The sequence below is a fragment of the Kineosphaera limosa NBRC 100340 genome (assembly GCF_000298215.1).
Taxonomy (GTDB): domain Bacteria; phylum Actinomycetota; class Actinomycetes; order Actinomycetales; family Dermatophilaceae; genus Kineosphaera; species Kineosphaera limosa.
On sequence record NZ_BAHD01000018.1, the window covers coordinates 82,745 to 99,162 of the forward strand.

The window sequence follows — 16,418 nt, forward strand, 5'->3', positions numbered from 1 at the left end:
CCATGACCGCGTGCGGGCTCACCTTCGACGGCCGGCTCCCCGGAGTCGTCGTCGAGGCGACCCTGCCCGAGCGCGAGGCCCCCGTCCGGCTGGACGTCGCCGCCTTCGTCGGGTTCGCCGAGCGCGGCCCGCTCCACACCCCCGTCGCCCTCGACGACCCGAACGGCTACCGCACGGTGTTCGGCGGCGACCTGGTGCTGGCCTTCGACGACGGACGCCCCGTGCTCGCCCGGCTCGCCGCCGCCGTGCGGGCCTTCTTCGACAACGGCGGGCGCCGCTGCTGGGTCGTGCGCGTCGCGGGGCCGAACGCACGGGCCGCGCGCTGGCCGGTGCCCGGCCTGCGCGTCGTGGACCTCACCGGCGTCGCGCACGAGGTGATCGTCGAGGCCGCCTGGGCCGGGGCCTGGTCGGCGGGAATCCAGCTGGCCACCAGCGTGACGCGCAGGGCGCTGCCGCACGGGCACGCCTACCAGCGGATCGACGGGGACGCCCCCGGCCAGCTCGTGCTCCCGATCGGGGCCGCCGGAAGCGTCGCCGACGGCGACCTGCTGGAGGTCGACCTCGGCGCGGCACTGCCCCACCTGTACGTGCGGACCGGCGCACGACGGACCACGGACGCCGGGGTGCACCTGGACGTGCTCCGCGAACTCGTCGGGCCGGGGGTGGAACCGGGCGCCCTCGGGGAGTTGCCTTCGGTGACCCCCCTGGTGTCGGTGCGCCTGCTGCGGTTCGACCTGCGCGTCGACCAAGCCGTCGACGGTGAGGCCCGTCTGCTGGAACGGCACGCGGACCTCGGCCTGGGCTCGTGGCCCGCCGGGTTCCAGCCGCCGGGCGCCGAGGTCCCGGTGCCGGGCCGCTCGCTGGTGCTGCGGACCTCCGCGGACACCACGGCGCTCCTCGCCGCCGGGGGACTCGTCGTCCCGGACGCCACCGCCACGAGTGCGCCGCCCATCGACCGGGGGGACGACGACCTGGCGAGCTTCGACCCCGTGGCCTGTTTCCTCGACCCGCACGTGGCGTCCGACACGGTGGCGTCCCTGGTCGCCCACATCGACGCCCTGACCTCGCTGAGCCCCGACCCGGTCGCCCTGCGGGGCATCCACGTCCTCGCGGCCGTCGACGAGGTCGGGCTGGTGGCGTGCCCCGACCTCGGTCACCGCCAGTGGGAGCCCGCGGCGCCGCCGGTGGAGGTGATCGTTCCCGAGCCCCCGCCCGAGCCCACCGACTGGTCGGACTTCCGCTGCTGCCCGTCGCAGGTGTCGTCCCCACCCGAGGAGGCACCCCCCGCCGTCGAGACGTCCCCGCCGACGCCGTCCTCGCCCCCGCAGGAGCTGCACCTGGAGCTCGTCGACCCCCGGGCGTACGACCCGGCCCCCGCCCAGCGCGTCCAGGTCGCACTGGTCACCCTGTGTGCCGCCCTCGCCGACCGGGTCGCCCTGCTCAGCCTGCCCTTGCACTTCGACGCCCCGGACGCGCTGGCCTGGCAGGTGCGGCTGGCCGGGGAGCCGGCCCTGGGCGCCGACGCGTCCGTGGTGCCCCTGGCCCACGCCACGCTCTGGCACCCGTGGCTGCTGCTGTCGGCGGACGCCTCGATACCCCCGGACGGGCCGGTGGCCGGCATGGTCGCGGCCCGCGAACTGCGCCGCGGCGTGTGGGTCGCTCCCGCCGCCGTCCCGCTGCGGGGCCCCGTGGCACTCGCCGGGACGCCGCTGGCCGACGCCGACGTCCGGCGCCTCTTCGACGCCCATCTCAACGTGATCCGGCAGGGCCCGAACGGGTTCGCCCCCCTGAGCGCCCACACCCTGGCGGACGCACCGTGGCTCCAGCTCTCCGTCCGGCGCACCGTCAGCTGGCTCCGCAAGCTCGTGCTGCGGGCCGGACGCCGGTACGTCTTCGAGGTGGCCGACGACCGCTTCGTCGCGATGGTGGCGCGCCGGTTCGAGTCGCTGCTCGCCCAGCTCACCGCGGCGGGCGCCTTCCATGCCGCGCGGGTCGAGGTGGCCGGACCCTCCCCCGACCCCGCCGCGGACGCCCAGGTCGTCGTCAACCTGCACGTGGCGCCCACGTCACCGGTGGAGTTCATCACGATCAGCCTGCTGCGCACCGGCGACGGCCTGCTGGAGCTGGGGGCCGGGTCATGACCGGGCTGCTGGGAGTCTTCCGGTTCGAGGTGCTGCTCGACCTCGACGACCCGCTGCCCGGTGTGACCAGCCCCCTCTGCGACGGTGCGTTCGCCGAGTGCGACGGCCTCGAGCTGACCATGCAGCCCGCCACCGTCGAGGTGGGCGGCGTGAACGACGCCCAGGTGCACCTGATCGGCCGTGTCACCGGGGCGCAGCTCGTGCTGCGGCGGGGCATGACATCGGACCTGCAGCTGTGGACGTGGTTCACGCAGGGGACGCGTCCCGGTTCGGTGGTGACCGCGCACGGGCAGGTGACCGTGTTGACCGCCGCCGGCGACCCCGCGATCGCGTTCGCCCTCGACGGCTGCCTGCCGGTGCGGATCAAGGCCCCCGGCCTGCAGGCACGGGGCGACCAGGCGGTGGCGATCGAGGAGCTGGCCCTGGTGTACCGCAGCCTGCGCGCGGTCCCTCCCGGTGGGCTGGGGGCAGTCGGAGGGATCGGCGCGTCGGTGAGCCTGAGCGCAGGGCTGTCCGTCTCCGGCGGCGGCTCGGTCTCCGCCGGTGCGTCGTTCTCGGCCGGCGCATCGTTCTCGGCCGGCGCATCGTTCTCGGCCGGCGCATCGTTCTCGGCCGGGGCGTCCGCCTCGATCGGAGGGTTCTGATGGGCCACGCGACGATCACCGAGTGGGACAGGGACAGCGGACAGGCCGTCGCCGGCGGCGTGGATCTGGCGGTTGACTTCGACCCCGGTTCCCTCTCCCTGAGCTACACCCCGACCGGCAGCGCCGACGGGAGCGCGCCCGCCGATGACCGGCTGGCCAACAAGTCCGCGGCCCAGCAGACCGGTCAGAGCTCCACGCTCACCGTCGAGCTGACGTTCGACACGTCGACGGCGGGCACCTCGGTGCAGGAGAAGACCGACCATCTGGTGCGGCTCACCCTGCCCGACGAGCTGAAGCGGCGCGTGGTCCGGTTCAGCTGGGGCACCTTCCTGTTCTTCGGCACGGTCAGCTCGTTGAGCCAGACCCTCACCTTCTTCTCCTCCGAGGGCGTGCCCTTGCGGGCCGTGGTGAACCTCGGCTTCGCCTCGGTGGGACCGCCGAACCGCGACAACGCGCCGTCTCCCTCCAGCCGCCCGAACACCCCCTTCGGGGCCGGCGCCTCGATCGGTGCCGGCTTCGGGGTGAGCGCGGGCGTGTCGATGTCGGCCGGCATCGGCATCAGCGGCGGAGCCTCGGCGTCCCTGGGCCTGGGCGCCTCGGCCGGCGCCGGGGTGGGGACGACACCACTCGCCCAGAGCCGCTCCGGGGAGAGCGTCGCGTCCCTCACCGCGCGTGCCGGCGGCGGCGACTGGAAGGCCGTGGCGACCGCCAACGGCATCGACAACCCCCGGCTGCTCACCGCCGGCACCGTGATCAACCCGCGAGCCACGATCACCTTCGAAGGAGCGTGACCATGCCCATCCAGATCAACGAGGTGGAGGTCGTCCAGCCCCCGCCCCCGCCCCCGCCCCCGCCCGCCGCGCCGCGCGCCGCCGCGGAGCCGGAGACCGACCTGGCCGCCCGGCTCGACGTCTGGCTGGGCGAGCGGGCGCGTCTGTCCCACCGGCTGCGGGCCGACTGAGCCATGAGCGTCCTTGCCGCCTATGTCGCCACCCCGGGCCTGACCGTCGCCGGGCAGGACCAGCCCGAGCTGGCCGACAACCTGCTCTCCCTGGAGGTGGAGTGCGACATCGTGGGGCTGAGCCGCTGCGTGCTCACGGTGCGCAACTGGGGCCAGCGGAACGGGCGGCCCGGGTTCCTGTACGCCGACCGCGACCTGCTCGACTTCGGCGCAGAGCTCTCGGTGGCGCTCGGGCCCGACCGCACCACCGTGTTCAGCGGCACCATCAGCTCGATCGCCGCCGACTACCGGCCCGACGACGTGGCACAGGCGACGGTGCACGCAGAGGACGCCCTCTACGACCTGCGCCTGACCCGCCGCACGCGCACCTTCGAGGACAGCTCGCTGGGCGCCGTCGCCGACCGGATCGCCGGGGAGCACGGGATTCGGGCCCGGGTCGATGTGCCCACCGTCCAGCGCGCGGTGGTGGCCCAGCTCAACCAGTCCGACCTCGCCCTCTTGCGCGGCCTGGCCCGGCAGGAGGACGCCGAGGTGTGGCTCGACGGCCGGGACCTGCACGTCGCACGGCGTCCGGGACGCGGCATGGGTGCGGACGTCCCCCGGCTCGCCTACGGCGCCAACCTGCTGTCGTTCGCCGTTCGGGCCGACCTCGCCGACCAAGTCAGCGAGGTGCGCGCGACCGGCTGGTCGGTGGCCGACAAGGACGCCATCGACGAGGCGATCGGTGCCGGGGAACTCGGCGCGGAACTCGGCTCGCTCACGTCCGGCACGGCGCTGCTGGAGGAGGCGCGGGGGCGACGCACGGAGCCGCTGGTGCGCGGGGTCCCGCTCGCGGCCGACGAGGCCCGCGCGCTGGCCAGGGCCGCGTACCTCGAGCGCGCCCGCCGGTTCGTGACCGGGACCGCCGTCACGGGCGGCACGCCCGCGGCCCGGGTCGGGGGGCCGGTCGAACTCGGCGGTCTGGGGACGATGTTCGAGGGGCGCTACACGGTGACCCGCGTCCGGCACACCTACGACCTCCGCACAGGGCTGCGCACGCACCTGGACGTCGAGCGCCCCGGGATCGGGGGTGCGCGATGAGCGGCCACACCGGCCTCGACCCGAATGCGGTCGACCTCAGCCTGCAGGCGCTCGTCAGCGACCCGGGGCGGCACTACTACGGCGTCTACCCCGCGCTCGTGACCGACAACTCCGACCCCCACGGCCAGGGGCGCGTGCGCGTCCGGTTGCCGTGGGCGCCCGACCCGGACGCGGCAGAGTTCTCCCCCTGGGCGCGGCTCGCCACGATGAACGCGGGCGATGGACGGGGCAGCTGGTTCGTCCCCGAGGTGGGCGACGAGGTGCTGGTCAGCTTCGGTGCCGGCAACCCACGCGACGCGTACGTGGTCGGATCGCTGTGGAACGGCCGGGACTCCGCCCCGGAGAGCGTGGGCTCGGACAACAACATCCGCTCGCTGACCTCGCGCAGCGGCATCAAGATTACGCTCGACGACACCCGGGGCGCGGTCACGCTCACCCTGCGGACACCGGGCGGGCAGCAGGTCGAGCTCTCCGATGCCGGCAACACGGTCACGGCGTCCGACAGCAACGGCAACTCCCTCGAACTGGCCCCGGGCGGGGTCACGCTCACGGCGGCCAGCAAGCTGTCGATCTCCGCGCCCACGATCACCGTCGACTGCGGCTCCGCGACCGTGAACTCGGGCATGTGGACCTACTCGGGGGCCATCTCGTGCAACGCGATCATCGCCTCCACCGTCATCGGCAGCAGCTACACCCCCGGCGCCGGGAACGTGTGGTGACCCATGACCCAGACAATGATCCCCACCCGGGTGCTGCCGATCCCGAAGCACAGCTCCTCCGACCTGCAGTGGCTCGCCCCCTCCCCGCTGTGGCGCGGCCCGGTCGGGCCGGCGGCCTCGGGCATCGCCCAGCCCTGGATCGCCGAGTTCGCCAGCGACGACTTCGTCACCGACTTCACCCGGCTCCTGGCGGGTGGGCACGCCGACGACCTGGAGCAGACCGCCCCGTCCGGCGTCGCCGCCGGGACCAGCACGGCGACCGGCCCGTTCCGGCTGTACCAGCCGCTCAGCATGCGGTACTACCTCGTGACCGCCACCCTGGCATGCCGACGGCCCGGCATCCCGGATCACCTGGTCTCGGCACGGGAGGGGGACCGGGCCTTCTTCGTGCTGAGGCAACTGGCCCCCGACGGCACCGAGCGTGCCCGGGTGGGCCGGCAGTGGCTGCCGGTCGCCGGGGCGGCTCTCGCCGACGGCGAGGAGGAGCACCCCCTGCACACGGCCCCCGTCACAGGCTTCGGGACGCCGGGCAGCACCGCCGCCCGGCTGGGGCTGCCCGCCGGCCGCGAGGCGGCGCGCCGGGTGTACTTCGGCTACATCCCGGTCGCCCGGCGCCAGTCGGTCGAGCCCGTGATGGCCGACCCCGCGGCGGCCCTGGCCGCCCTCCGGCAACCGCTCGGACTCGGCCCGCTGGACGACCCCGCGGTCGACACGCTGGTCGACCGGGTGGTCGTCCCGTGGACGCAGCTGCGCAAGCCGGGCACCACGGGCATGAACGTCGGCTACGCCTCGCTGTTCGTCCTGCTCGACCTCATGGCCTGGCTGCGGCAGGAGCAGAAGGCGGTCTACCAACGGATCGTGCTCGGAACCGCCTTGCCCGGCGGATCGGCCGCCGAGGCCCTGTACGACGGGTTGACGGCCGTCGAGTTGCTCGTCGACGGCACCGAGACGTCGCTGACCGACGCGCTCAGGAGTCTGGTGGTCCCCACGGACTACCTGCCCCTGGCCGAGGGCGACGACTCCCCCGGTAGCCCGCCCAGCGCCTACGACCTGCGGTCGGCCACCAGCCCTCCGCTTCCGGGCGCCTGGCTCGCCGGGCACCAGACCAGCGGCAGCCTCACCCGACTGGCCGCCGCGGCCGTCGAGGGCAACACGCCGACGCTGCCGCCCGAGTTGCAGGGGATGATCCGTGAGCACGGGCCGGGACGCACCCCGAACCCCGACGGGACTGCGGAGTCGGACCCCCGCTACGTGATCCGCCTGGTGTGGGTCAGCCCGCCGTGCCGCCCGGTGCTCAGCGAACCCACGCGGGCCTTCGAGTTGGCCCGCGCGATGGACGCCGACGCGCCGGCCCGTCCGATCCTGCTGCAGCTGCCCGACATCAACAACCTGAGGCAGTTCAACCGGGGCGTCGCGATCGAGATGCCACCGTCCCTGCGCAAGGTGCTCACGCAGGTCACCCCGAAGATCCTGAAGGAGGAGGGACTGGAGCAGGCCCTCGAGGTCCAGCTCGGCAAGATCTGTTCGCTGTCGCTCCAGATCATCTTCCTGGTCGCCTTCATCGTGATGTTCATCTTCCTGATTTTGCTGAACATCGTGTTCTGGTGGCTCCCCTTCCTGAAGATCTGCTTCCCGATCCCGATGGTCGCCAGCACCACGAGGGGACCCAGGCCATGATCCCCACCAGCCGCGAGGCGCTGCTCTACGGCGCCGGGATGTCGTTTCCACCCCGCGTCGGCCCCGACGGCTCGGTCGCCTGGTCGACCGGGGAGCTGAACGTCCGGGAGTGCCTCGCCACGATCCTGCGCACCCGGCCGGGGGAGCGGGTCCAGCGGCCCGGCTTCGGGTGCGGGGTCGACCGGTACCTCTTCGAACCGAACACCGTTGCCACCCTGCGGCTGATCGTCGAGGACATCCAGGTCGCCCTCGCCCGCTGGGAACCGCGCATCCGGCTCGACGACGTCACCGCCACGGTCAGCCCGGCCGACGTGCGGGCCGTGGACATCACCGTCAGCTACACCCTCGTCGCCACCGGTGTGGCGGAGCGTGTGTCGATGACCCTGAGCCGGGACACCTGAGGAGGCCCCCGTGAGCCTGAACATCCCCGTCCTCGACAACCGCGGCTACGACCAACTGGTCGCCGAGGTCAAGGCACGCATCGCGGTCCACACCCCGGAGTGGACCAACCTCAACGCCAGCGACCCCGGCATCACCCTGCTCGAGCTGTTCGCCTTCCTCACCGACAACCTGCTCTACCGCAGCAACCGGATCCCGGAGGCCAACCGCCTCAAGTTCCTGTCGATGCTGGGGATCGCCCTCCAGCCGCCCACACCCGGGCTCGGCCTGGTCACCGTCACCAACGCCAAGGGAGCGATCGAGGCGGGCCCGGTGCTCCCGGCGGGGACCGAACTGCGGGCCGGTCAGGTCCCGTTCGCGACCGCCGTCGACCTGCCGCTGCTGCCCGTCACCGCACAGGCCTACGTCAAGCGCCCGCACCAGCCGGACGCCGAGGCGCGCGAACGCTACCGGACCGTGTACGAGTCCTTCCTGGAGACCGACACCACCCAGTTGACCTACTACGCGCCCCTGCGCCTGGAGGACCCCGCCACCGGCCGGCCGGACCCGGTCGTGGACCTGGCCGACGCCGAGCACGGCACCATCGACCGCTGCGTGTGGCTGGCCCTGCTGGCGCCGCCGAACGCCGACCGGGCGCAGGTCCGGGCCGCCATCGCCAACCAGGTGCTCTCGATCGGCGTGTACCCCGCCGCCCGGATCGAGGGGCGTGCCCTCGTCACCCCGACCGTGGGCAGCGACGTGACCGATCCGGGGCTGTTCGTCGAGATCGCCGAGCCCGACCCGTCCGCGCAGGCCGGCGAGGGGTTCGGCCTCGGGCCGGCCAAGTACCGCCGGCTCGAGCTGAGCTACGCCGAACCCGTCCTGCAGGGGCCCGGCATCATCCAGGTGCGGCTGCCCGCGTACGAGAAGCTGCTGGTGTGGGCCTTCGACCCGGCCGAGGAGGGCGCCGGAGACTACCCGCCGCGGCTCGACGACCCCGAGGTCTCCAGCCGGCTCGTCTCCTGGCTCCGGCTCCGCTACCCCACCGAGTCCACCCCGGCCACGGGGTCCGGCGGCCCCGCCCCCGGCCCGGCCCCGGCGACGGCCACGGCCATCGACGACGAGTGCTGCTGCGACGACGGCTTCCAGCAGCCAGGGACCGTCGCGCCCTCCACCCGGATCACCTGGGTCGGAGTGAACGCGGTGCGGGTCGCCCAGGCCGTCCGCGTCGCCGCGGAGCAACTCGGCCTCGGCACGGGCACGCCGTTCCAGGGGTTCACCCTGGCGAACCAGCCGGTCATCGTCGACGCAGAGCACCCCCTCGTCGTCGAGGTGCGCGACGACACCGGTCGCGACCCCGACACCTGGGTCGCCTGGCGGGAGATCGACGACCTCTTCGCCGCCCCCCGCGACGGGCAGTCGTTCAGCCTCGATCGCGCGTCCGGCCGGATCACCTTCGGCTCGGGCCTCGCGGGCGCACGCGTGCCACGCGGGGCCCTCGTCCGGGCCAGCTACTGGTACGGCGGGGGCCTGCAGGGCACCCAGCCGATCGGGGCGATCACCAAGGGCGCCACCCTGCCGGGCGGGTTCACGGTCACCAACCCGCTGCCGACGTGGGGGGCGGGCGCCGGCGAGTCGGCGGCCGACGGCGAGGCCGCCATCAGCAGTTGGCTGCGGCACCGCGACCGCCTGGTGACCGCCACCGACTTCGCCGACCTCACCCGCCGCACCCCCGGCGTCGACCTGGGCCGGGTCGAGGTGCTGCCCCTGTTCCACCCGCAGGCCGGACCCGAGGAAAGGGTGCCCGGCGTGGTGACGCTGCTGGTCGTGCCGCGGTCGGACCCGCTCAACCAGCAGTCCCCCAGCCCGGACCGGTTGTTCCTCAACGCCGTCTGCGGCTGGCTGGAGCCCCGCCGCCTGATCACGACCGAACTGCATGTCCGCGGCCCGGAGTACGTGCGTGTCTGGGTGTCGGTCGGCATCGTGCCCGTCCCCGGCCAGGTGCCGACCGTGGTGGAGCAGGCGGTGGCCACCGCGGTGCGCACCTTCCTCAGCCCGCTCACCGGAGGCCTCGACGGCACCGGGTGGCCCCTCGGGCTGACCCTGCGCACCCAGGACGTGGAGGCGGTCGCGACCCGGGTCCCCGGGGTGCGGTACGTGCACTCGGTGCTGATGACGGCCGCCCTGCCCAGCCCGGGCGGCGCCGCGGTGGTCGTCTCGCCGTTGTCCACGGTCGCCATGACCGGGCTGCAACTCCCGGACGCGACCGTCCTGGTCGGCACCGGTGAGGCCCAGGACCCGCGGGCCCAGGCGCAGCCCGTCCCGCTCACCCTCGTCTCGGTGCCGGTCGTGCCGGCCACGTGCTGAGGAGGCCACCATGGACGTCCAGGGATCCGAGTTCCACCTGCTGCACGGGCCGATGGACTGGGGCGCGTGCCTCGACACCGTCCACGACCTCCCGCTGCGCGACGTCGGCGCGATCGGGCCGTCGCCGGAACTCTCCCTGCCCGACAGCGCCTGGGAGTACGACGCGCGACGCGACTGGCTGCGGCTGCGGCGCGACACGGCCCGCTTCCAGCCTGCGCTGCGCACCCTGCCGATGACCGCGGAAGCCCGCCGGGGCGCCGGGCGCGACCGCTACGGGGCGTGGTACTGGATCGGCCCGGACCGGCGGACCATCCACCACCGGGAAGTCGGAGCCGCGGCGTCCGCACCCTGGTGGACGATCGACGAGTTGCACGCCCACTGCGGCTGCCGTGCCCCCGCCGGTGCCCGGTTCGGCAGCGTGGTCACCTGCCCGGTGGACCCGGCGGTGCTGGTGGGCCTCGCCGTCACGACCACGCATCACCTCGTGGTCGGCTATGACGGGCCGGCCGGCGCCGGGTTGTTCGCCTTCGACCTGCATGCCGGCGGGGGACCCGAGCGGATCACCTTCGGGGCCGCCCCGTTCGCTCCGTGGGATCTGGCCGACACCGCCGAGGGCGGGGTGCTCGTCCTGGACCGTGACCACGGCACCTACTGGCACCTCGACCGGAACCTGCGCGTGGCCGGCGAGGAGAACACCCGGCCCGGCACCTTCGCCGACCTCGACGCCGAGGGCACGGTCACGACCCGGGCGTACCGGACCCAGCCCAGCACCCCCGGCTGGGCGCTGCGGGGCGGCGACGGCACCCCGCTGCGGCCGGTCAGCATCGAGCCCGGTCCGCCGGGCACCGTGCTGGTGCTGGAGTCCGACGCCGACCCCGGCTACTCGACGGTGCACTGCTTCGCCCGGGAGACGCTGGTGTGGTCGCGTCCGCTGCGCGACATCATCGAGGTGATCGACAGCGACGACCCCACCCACACACCACGCCGGATCTCGCTGCTCGCCCACGACTTCGCCTACCTGCCCGCCGGCAGCGCCCGCCCGCTGGAGAACCCCCTGCTGTACCTCGCCGACGCCCAGGGTGACCAGGTGGTGGCCTTCACCCTCGACCCCGGCACGGGCGCGGTCGTGGCGCAGGACGACTTCCTGCCGCTGCGCCGGTGGGCGGGCCGTGCGCTGGTCCGCGCTGCCGGGTCGCTGTGGTACGACTTCGGCGAGCGGTGGATCGAGGTCGGGGTGTTCACCGAGTGCCGGTTCGCCGGCACCGCCACCCTGGTCACTCCGCCGCCGGTGGGCGACCTGCCCGGCGAGCCGTTCGACTCCCGACTGCCCGCGTGCGTGTGGCACCGCCTGCTGCTGGACGCGCTGGTCCCGTCCGGCACCTCGATCCTGGTCGAGGCCCGGGCCGCCGACGAGGTCGACGTGCTCCCCGCCCAGCCCTGGGTGACCCAACCGGCCCCGCTCCGGCGCGGCGGAGGTTCGGAGCTGCCCTGGGCCGACCCCTGGCGTGACCAGCGGGATCCGCGCGACCCGGCCGCACCGCTCCCGGACGGGCTGGGCACGCTCGAACTGCTGTTCCAGGACGTCGTGGGTCGCTACCTGCAGCTGCGGGTCACGCTGAGCGGCTGCGGACGCGCGTCCGCAGCGATCCGGTCGCTTCGCGCCTGGTTCCCGCGGTTCTCCTACGTGCAGCACTACCTGCCCGCCGTCTACGCCGAACACGACCTCGGCGCCCGGTTCCTGGAGCGGATGCTGGCCAACCCGGAAGGGGTGCTGACCGTGCTGGAGGAGAAGATCGAGCACACCCACCTGCTGCTGGACGCGCGGACGGCCCGGGACGTCGACCTGGACTGGCTGGGCCGGTGGTTCGCGTTGCTCCTCGACCCCGCCTGGCCCGTGGACCGGCGGCGCTTCCTGATCGAGCACGTCGACGCCTTCCACCGCCGCCGCGGCACGCCCGCCGGGCTGGTGGGCATGCTGCGCGTCCTGTTCGACCCCGCGGTGAGCGAGCGCGGCGTCTTCCGGCTCCACGGGGTGCCGGCCACGCGCTCCCGCATCCGGTTGGTCGAACGGTTCCTCACCCGCGGCCCGGGCCTGGACCGCGTCCGCCAGAACGCCCACCGGTTCGTCCTCCAGGTGCCGCGCTGCCTGGAGCAGGACAAGGTGGAGTTGGCCCGGCGCATCGTCGAGCAGGGCAAGCCCGCGCACGCCGAGTACACCCTGGAGGTGTACGACAGCACGTTCATGGTGGACGCCGCCCGGCTCGGGCTGGACACGGAACTGGGCGACAGCTGGCGGTTCACGCCGATCGTGCTCGACCTCACGCTCGTGGCCGCCGGCCACCTCAGCGCCACCTGGCCCTTCGACGTCACCGACCGGATGGTCACCGGCCGCGACCGCCTCCCCGACGGGCCACCCCTGTGACCCGCCCCGAGACGCCACGCATTCGCCACTCCAGGGAAGAGGACCAGCGATGACCCAGACCTGCATCTCCACCGGCACGGTGACGTCCGGCCCGGACCAGCGCGTCAACTACGCCCACGGCATGGTGCTGGGCGTCGACGACGTCGTGACCGAGCAGAACTACTGGTTGTACCACCGCTACCTCGCCCAGCGCGGCCTGGCGGGCCTGGGGACGGTCTACGGGCTGCAGGTGACCGCCGGCCGACCCGCCGGCGCCGAGAGCGACGTCGAGGTCACGGTGAGCCCCGGCCTGCTGGTCGACCAGTTCGGCCGTGACGCGGTCATCCGCTGCCCCCAGTGCGCGCGGCTGGGCCAGTGGCTGGCCGCCCGTGAACTCGCCGAGCCGGGCACGGTCGCCAGCCGCCTCTCCGACGGGAGGCTCACCGTGTACGTCGTCGCGCGCTACGAGCAGGTCCTCGACACCCTGGTGCCGTTGCCCGGCTCGCCGTGCAGCAGCAGTGACGAGCTGATGACGCCCTCCCGCATCCGGGATTGCTGGGAGGTCGACCTGACCTTCGACCGGCCGCCCATGCCGCGGTGGGACACCGACCGCCGACTCGCCCGCCTGCTGGCGCGGGTCGACGCGGTCGCCGGGCTGCCGGAGGGCGACTCCGAGGAGCCTGACCTGCTGGTCGCCCTGCTCGGCCTGCTCGACTCGGCCGGCGACGGGCCCGACGACCTGTGGCCGTCCGGCGCCAGCCGGTTCCGGATCCCCGCCGAGGCGGCCCCCGACGTGCTCGACCGGCTGTTCGTCCAGTGGGTCACCAGGGTGCGCCCTGCGCTGCTGCCCGACCTGACGACCCCGCCCGGGGTGGTGACACCGAGCGAGCCGACCCCCGTGCCGGAGATCCTGCTGTCGACCCTCACCTTCACGCCCGCGAACCCGTTCGACGTGGCGTCCCCGCAGGTCGAGGAGTTCGAGGCGCCGGACGACACCGGACGTCCGTACCTGCTGCACGGCCAGCTCGTGCAGCTGCTGGGGTCGCGGGCGCATCCGCTGGTCCGGCCGCTGGAGTTCGCGCACCTCTCGCCGGAGGTGGACGCCGGCGGCACGCTGACCGGGGTGAGCGCGTGGTTCACCAGCGGCGAGGACGTGCGCCTGCCGGATTCCCTCACGGTGACGCTGTCCGACGGCACGTCGGCGTCCTACTGGGCCGCCCCCGTCGGCGCGGGCCCCTTCGACGAGCGGTGGCGGCTGTCGGTGCCCCCCGACGCCGCCGGGCTCACGGTCGCCGACGGCGAACTCCTGAGGGTCACCTTCCCCGGGGACGACACCCTGGTCGGGCGAGACGACGACCACCGAACGCTCGCCGAGGCCGTCGAGGCGGGCCTCGTGCTGGTCGACGCCCGCCTCGACGGCGACGTGGACGCCTACGCCACGGCCTGGATCGACGACGCCGCCGCCGGGCAGCCGCAGGAGTTCGCCCAGCTCTCCGCCACGGTCACCGCGGACGGCCGCCTGACCGCCATCCGGGCCTGGTTCACCGCCGAGGGAGCCTCGCCGGTCGCGCTCCCGGACCGCGTGGCCGTCCACCTGGACGACGGCACCCGCCGCGAGTATCGCGCCGCCCCGGAGGGCGGGGGGCGGTTCGGCGACCGCTGGCGCCTGGTCCCGGTCACCCCGACCACGCACTTGACGGTGCGCGACGGCCAGATGCTGCGGGTCCGCTTCCCCGGAGGGGAGACCGTGGTCCAGTCGGACGGGGGCGACCGCAGGTTGGCGGAGGTGGTCGCGTCCGGGTCGCCCGTGCTGCTCAACGCCACGGCCGAGGGCGACGTGGACGCCTACGCCGTGGCCCTCATCGACGACGTGGGCGCCGCCCCGGCGGCGCAGCAGGCCACCGTCGAGTTCGCCACCCTCACCCCGTCCGTCCAGGACCGGAAGCTGCCCGTGATCGAGGTCTGGTTCCACCCGCAACCGCGGGGGGCGGTCGAGGACGTGCTGCTGGTCCGGGACCAGGACGTCGGCATCAAGATCTTCGAGGAGCCGACCGGCGCGCCGCTGAACATCGTCGAGGTGCAGCGGCACCCGACCTACCCCAACGTGTGGACGATCGTGGGCGAGCGGACGGAGCTGTCGGAGCCCCCGTGGCCGGCCTACCTCCGGCTGCTGTTTCCGGTCGACGACATCAAGGTCGAGGTGCGGGGCCAGGAAACGACCCTGGGCCAGTGGATCGATGAGGCGGGGATCCTGTTCCTGGGATGGGACCCGGCCGAGCGTCTCGTGACGTGTTTCAGCCGGCACACGATCGAACGGGGGTGACCCGGTGACCGCGTTCAACCTGCAGAGCCACTTCCCGGAGACCACGAGTCCGGGCACCACCGCCGGCCTGCGGTGGCCGAGCTACCGCACCGGACGCGTCCTCACCGCGACCGACCTGACGGCCGACCAGGATGCGGCGCGCGAGCGTGACCGGCTTCTGGGTCGCGCCGCCGGGCACGGCATCATCACGGGGTTGCGGGTGTCCACCGGCGCCGGGGCTGCGGCCGGAGCGCCGCAAGGCAGTGGCGGCAACACCCTCACCGTCGCCCCCGGCGCCGGCATCACGAGGTCCGGGCGGCCGGTCACCCTCGGTGCCGAGACCACCCTCCCGCTGCTCGGCGTGCTGGAGGCGCCCACCGCGCCCGACCTGACAGGTTTCCACTGCTGCGGCTCGGCGCCGTCGCCGACCGCGGCCTCGCCGTTGCAGGCGGGCGCCCACCTCATCGCGGTGCGGCCGGCCGAACGTACCGAGGGCGGCAAGTGCGCCGGCCAGTGGACGGTCGCGGGACTGGAGTTCCGCGCGATCGCGCTTCCCGCACTGACGCAGGTGGGCGGCCGGGAGGTCACGGCGGCGAACCGCCGCAACATGCTGGCGATGTGGTGCGCGGCGGCGGACTCCGACCTGGGCACCCCCGGTTGGGGCGGGCTGCCCGCAGGCCTGTTCGACCCCTACGTCCCGACCGGTCTCGCGACCCTGACCGACCTGACCACCGACGACCTGCCGCTGGCGGTGTTCTGGTGGGACGGGCTGTCCGTCGCCGACCTCGACCTGTGGTCGGCGCGCCGGCGGATCGTCCACCCCGAACCGGCCGGGGGGAACACCGGAACGCTGACCGGTGACGAGCGCATCGCGGCAGGGCAGGCCCGGTTCCACCAGTTCACGGAGCAGACCAACCAGTTGTGGAAGGAGAACAGGGCGTCCGACGCGGTGGCGAGCGAGTTGTTCGGCCTGCTCCCGCCGGCCGGCTTCCTGCCGGTCGCCCGCGATCTCGTCGCGAGCTTCGGCGAGGGACTGGCTGCGCTCCACGAGAGGCTGCTCCGCCTCGACGGCGACCGGTCGGCCGCGCTGCTTGTCGCGATCCCGCTGCTCCAGCGGCTGCTCCTCCGCCTGGACTCGTTGCAGGGTGGGATCCCGTCGGGGTTCAAGCCGGAGCAGTTCTTCGGGCGACTGGCCCGCTTCGGTGGGCTCATCGACTGGGACGTCGCCGAGTCGATGCTCCGCGACTCCTGGCACCGGCGTCCCGTGCCCACCGTGGCGCCGTGGGGCGAGGACGAAGAGGGAAACCCCGTGCGGGAGCGGTTGCACACCAGCGACCGTGCCCCGCAACAGCTCGGGCGTCCGTTCGTGTACTACGTCGTGCACCAGCAGGTGTTCCCCCGGACCCTCCTCCAGCTCGACGACCTGGCCGGACTCGCGGGCCTCCCCGACCTGGGTGCGGTGCCGAGCAGCCAGCTGTACGTGTTCTTCGTCGCCAGTTGGGGCCTGGGCCGGGAGACGACCTACCCGGTCAGGCCGCTGATGGAGGAGCTGCTGCTCGCGCTGGCCGAGGAGGAGGGCAAGCAGTGACCGACCTCGTGGTCGAGCGCCTCCGCGCCGCCGCGCCGCCCGGCGTGGCGAGGGCCGCCGCCGAGACCCTGCTGCATCCCGCGCTCGACCTCGCGCGGGATCGGCGCGTGCTGATCGTGCGCCGGCTGCGGGTGGATCCGTCCGACCCGGACGCGGCCCG

At 73.9% G+C, this 16,418-nt stretch carries 12 protein-coding genes; all 12 read left to right on the forward strand.

The window, feature by feature from the left end:
• Nucleotides 1-2 precede the first annotated feature (2 nt).
• The 12 genes from KILIM_RS06590 to KILIM_RS06640 are packed head-to-tail and all read left to right on the forward strand — an operon-like array spanning nucleotide 3 to nucleotide 16,258.
• Nucleotides 3-2,141, forward strand: a complete 2,139-nt coding sequence (locus tag KILIM_RS06590; protein ID WP_006591869.1) for a hypothetical protein — start codon at nucleotides 3-5, stop codon at nucleotides 2,139-2,141.
• Nucleotides 2,138-2,785 carry a phage tail protein gene (locus tag KILIM_RS06595; RefSeq protein ID WP_006591870.1) on the forward strand — a complete coding sequence of 216 codons (648 nt, stop codon included), beginning with the start codon at nucleotides 2,138-2,140 and terminating at the stop codon, nucleotides 2,783-2,785. The genes KILIM_RS06590 and KILIM_RS06595 overlap by 4 nt, the downstream gene beginning before the upstream one ends.
• A complete protein-coding gene (locus KILIM_RS06600; protein ID WP_006591871.1) occupies nucleotides 2,785-3,576 on the forward strand; it encodes a CIS tube protein in 792 nt (263 codons plus the stop codon). Before KILIM_RS06595 ends, KILIM_RS06600 begins: the two co-directional genes overlap by 1 nt.
• 2 nt (nucleotides 3,577-3,578) lie before the next feature.
• On the forward strand, nucleotides 3,579-3,746 hold the full coding sequence (locus KILIM_RS24340; protein WP_006591872.1) for a hypothetical protein: 168 nt from the start codon (nucleotides 3,579-3,581) through the stop codon (nucleotides 3,744-3,746).
• 3 nt (nucleotides 3,747-3,749) lie between these two features.
• Nucleotides 3,750-4,826, forward strand: coding sequence for a phage late control D family protein (locus tag KILIM_RS06605; RefSeq protein ID WP_006591873.1), 1,077 nt, complete (start codon nucleotides 3,750-3,752; stop codon nucleotides 4,824-4,826).
• Nucleotides 4,823-5,545 carry a phage baseplate assembly protein V gene (locus KILIM_RS06610; protein ID WP_006591874.1) on the forward strand — a complete coding sequence of 241 codons (723 nt, stop codon included), beginning with the start codon at nucleotides 4,823-4,825 and terminating at the stop codon, nucleotides 5,543-5,545. The genes KILIM_RS06605 and KILIM_RS06610 overlap by 4 nt, the downstream gene beginning before the upstream one ends.
• A gap of 3 nt (nucleotides 5,546-5,548) precedes the next feature.
• Nucleotides 5,549-7,222: a hypothetical protein gene (locus tag KILIM_RS06615; RefSeq protein WP_006591875.1), complete on the forward strand. Its 1,674-nt coding sequence runs from the start codon at nucleotides 5,549-5,551 to the stop codon at nucleotides 7,220-7,222.
• The gene (locus KILIM_RS06620) at nucleotides 7,219-7,623 is read left to right on the forward strand and encodes a GPW/gp25 family protein (RefSeq protein WP_006591876.1); all 405 of its coding nucleotides are present in this window, start codon (nucleotides 7,219-7,221) and stop codon (nucleotides 7,621-7,623) included. Before KILIM_RS06615 ends, KILIM_RS06620 begins: the two co-directional genes overlap by 4 nt.
• A 10-nt stretch (nucleotides 7,624-7,633) precedes the next feature.
• Complete coding sequence (locus KILIM_RS06625; protein ID WP_006591877.1) at nucleotides 7,634-9,967, forward strand: putative baseplate assembly protein; 2,334 nt, start codon at nucleotides 7,634-7,636, stop codon at nucleotides 9,965-9,967.
• Nucleotides 9,968-9,977: 10 nt separating this feature from the next.
• On the forward strand, nucleotides 9,978-12,389 hold the full coding sequence (locus tag KILIM_RS06630; protein WP_006591878.1) for a phage tail protein: 2,412 nt from the start codon (nucleotides 9,978-9,980) through the stop codon (nucleotides 12,387-12,389).
• Between the two features lie 49 nt (nucleotides 12,390-12,438).
• Complete coding sequence (locus tag KILIM_RS06635; RefSeq protein ID WP_006591879.1) at nucleotides 12,439-14,691, forward strand: hypothetical protein; 2,253 nt, start codon at nucleotides 12,439-12,441, stop codon at nucleotides 14,689-14,691.
• Between the two features lie 4 nt (nucleotides 14,692-14,695).
• Nucleotides 14,696-16,258, forward strand: coding sequence for a hypothetical protein (locus KILIM_RS06640; protein WP_006591880.1), 1,563 nt, complete (start codon nucleotides 14,696-14,698; stop codon nucleotides 16,256-16,258).
• The last annotated feature ends 160 nt before the right edge of the window (nucleotides 16,259-16,418 follow it).

Excerpts from the sequence above, each read along its gene's own strand:
- KILIM_RS06590 (WP_006591869.1), top strand. The coding sequence starts at position 3 with ATGACCGCGTGCGGGCTCACCTTCGACGGCCGGCTCCCCGGAGTCGTC.
- KILIM_RS06595 (WP_006591870.1), top strand. The coding sequence starts at position 2,138 with ATGACCGGGCTGCTGGGAGTCTTCCGGTTCGAGGTGCTGCTCGACCTC.
- KILIM_RS06600 (WP_006591871.1), top strand. The coding sequence starts at position 2,785 with ATGGGCCACGCGACGATCACCGAGTGGGACAGGGACAGCGGACAGGCC.
- KILIM_RS24340 (WP_006591872.1), top strand. The coding sequence starts at position 3,579 with ATGCCCATCCAGATCAACGAGGTGGAGGTCGTCCAGCCCCCGCCCCCG.
- KILIM_RS06605 (WP_006591873.1), top strand. The coding sequence starts at position 3,750 with ATGAGCGTCCTTGCCGCCTATGTCGCCACCCCGGGCCTGACCGTCGCC.
- KILIM_RS06610 (WP_006591874.1), top strand. The coding sequence starts at position 4,823 with ATGAGCGGCCACACCGGCCTCGACCCGAATGCGGTCGACCTCAGCCTG.
- KILIM_RS06615 (WP_006591875.1), top strand. The coding sequence starts at position 5,549 with ATGACCCAGACAATGATCCCCACCCGGGTGCTGCCGATCCCGAAGCAC.
- KILIM_RS06620 (WP_006591876.1), top strand. The coding sequence starts at position 7,219 with ATGATCCCCACCAGCCGCGAGGCGCTGCTCTACGGCGCCGGGATGTCG.
- KILIM_RS06630 (WP_006591878.1), top strand. The coding sequence starts at position 9,978 with ATGGACGTCCAGGGATCCGAGTTCCACCTGCTGCACGGGCCGATGGAC.
- KILIM_RS06635 (WP_006591879.1), top strand. The coding sequence starts at position 12,439 with ATGACCCAGACCTGCATCTCCACCGGCACGGTGACGTCCGGCCCGGAC.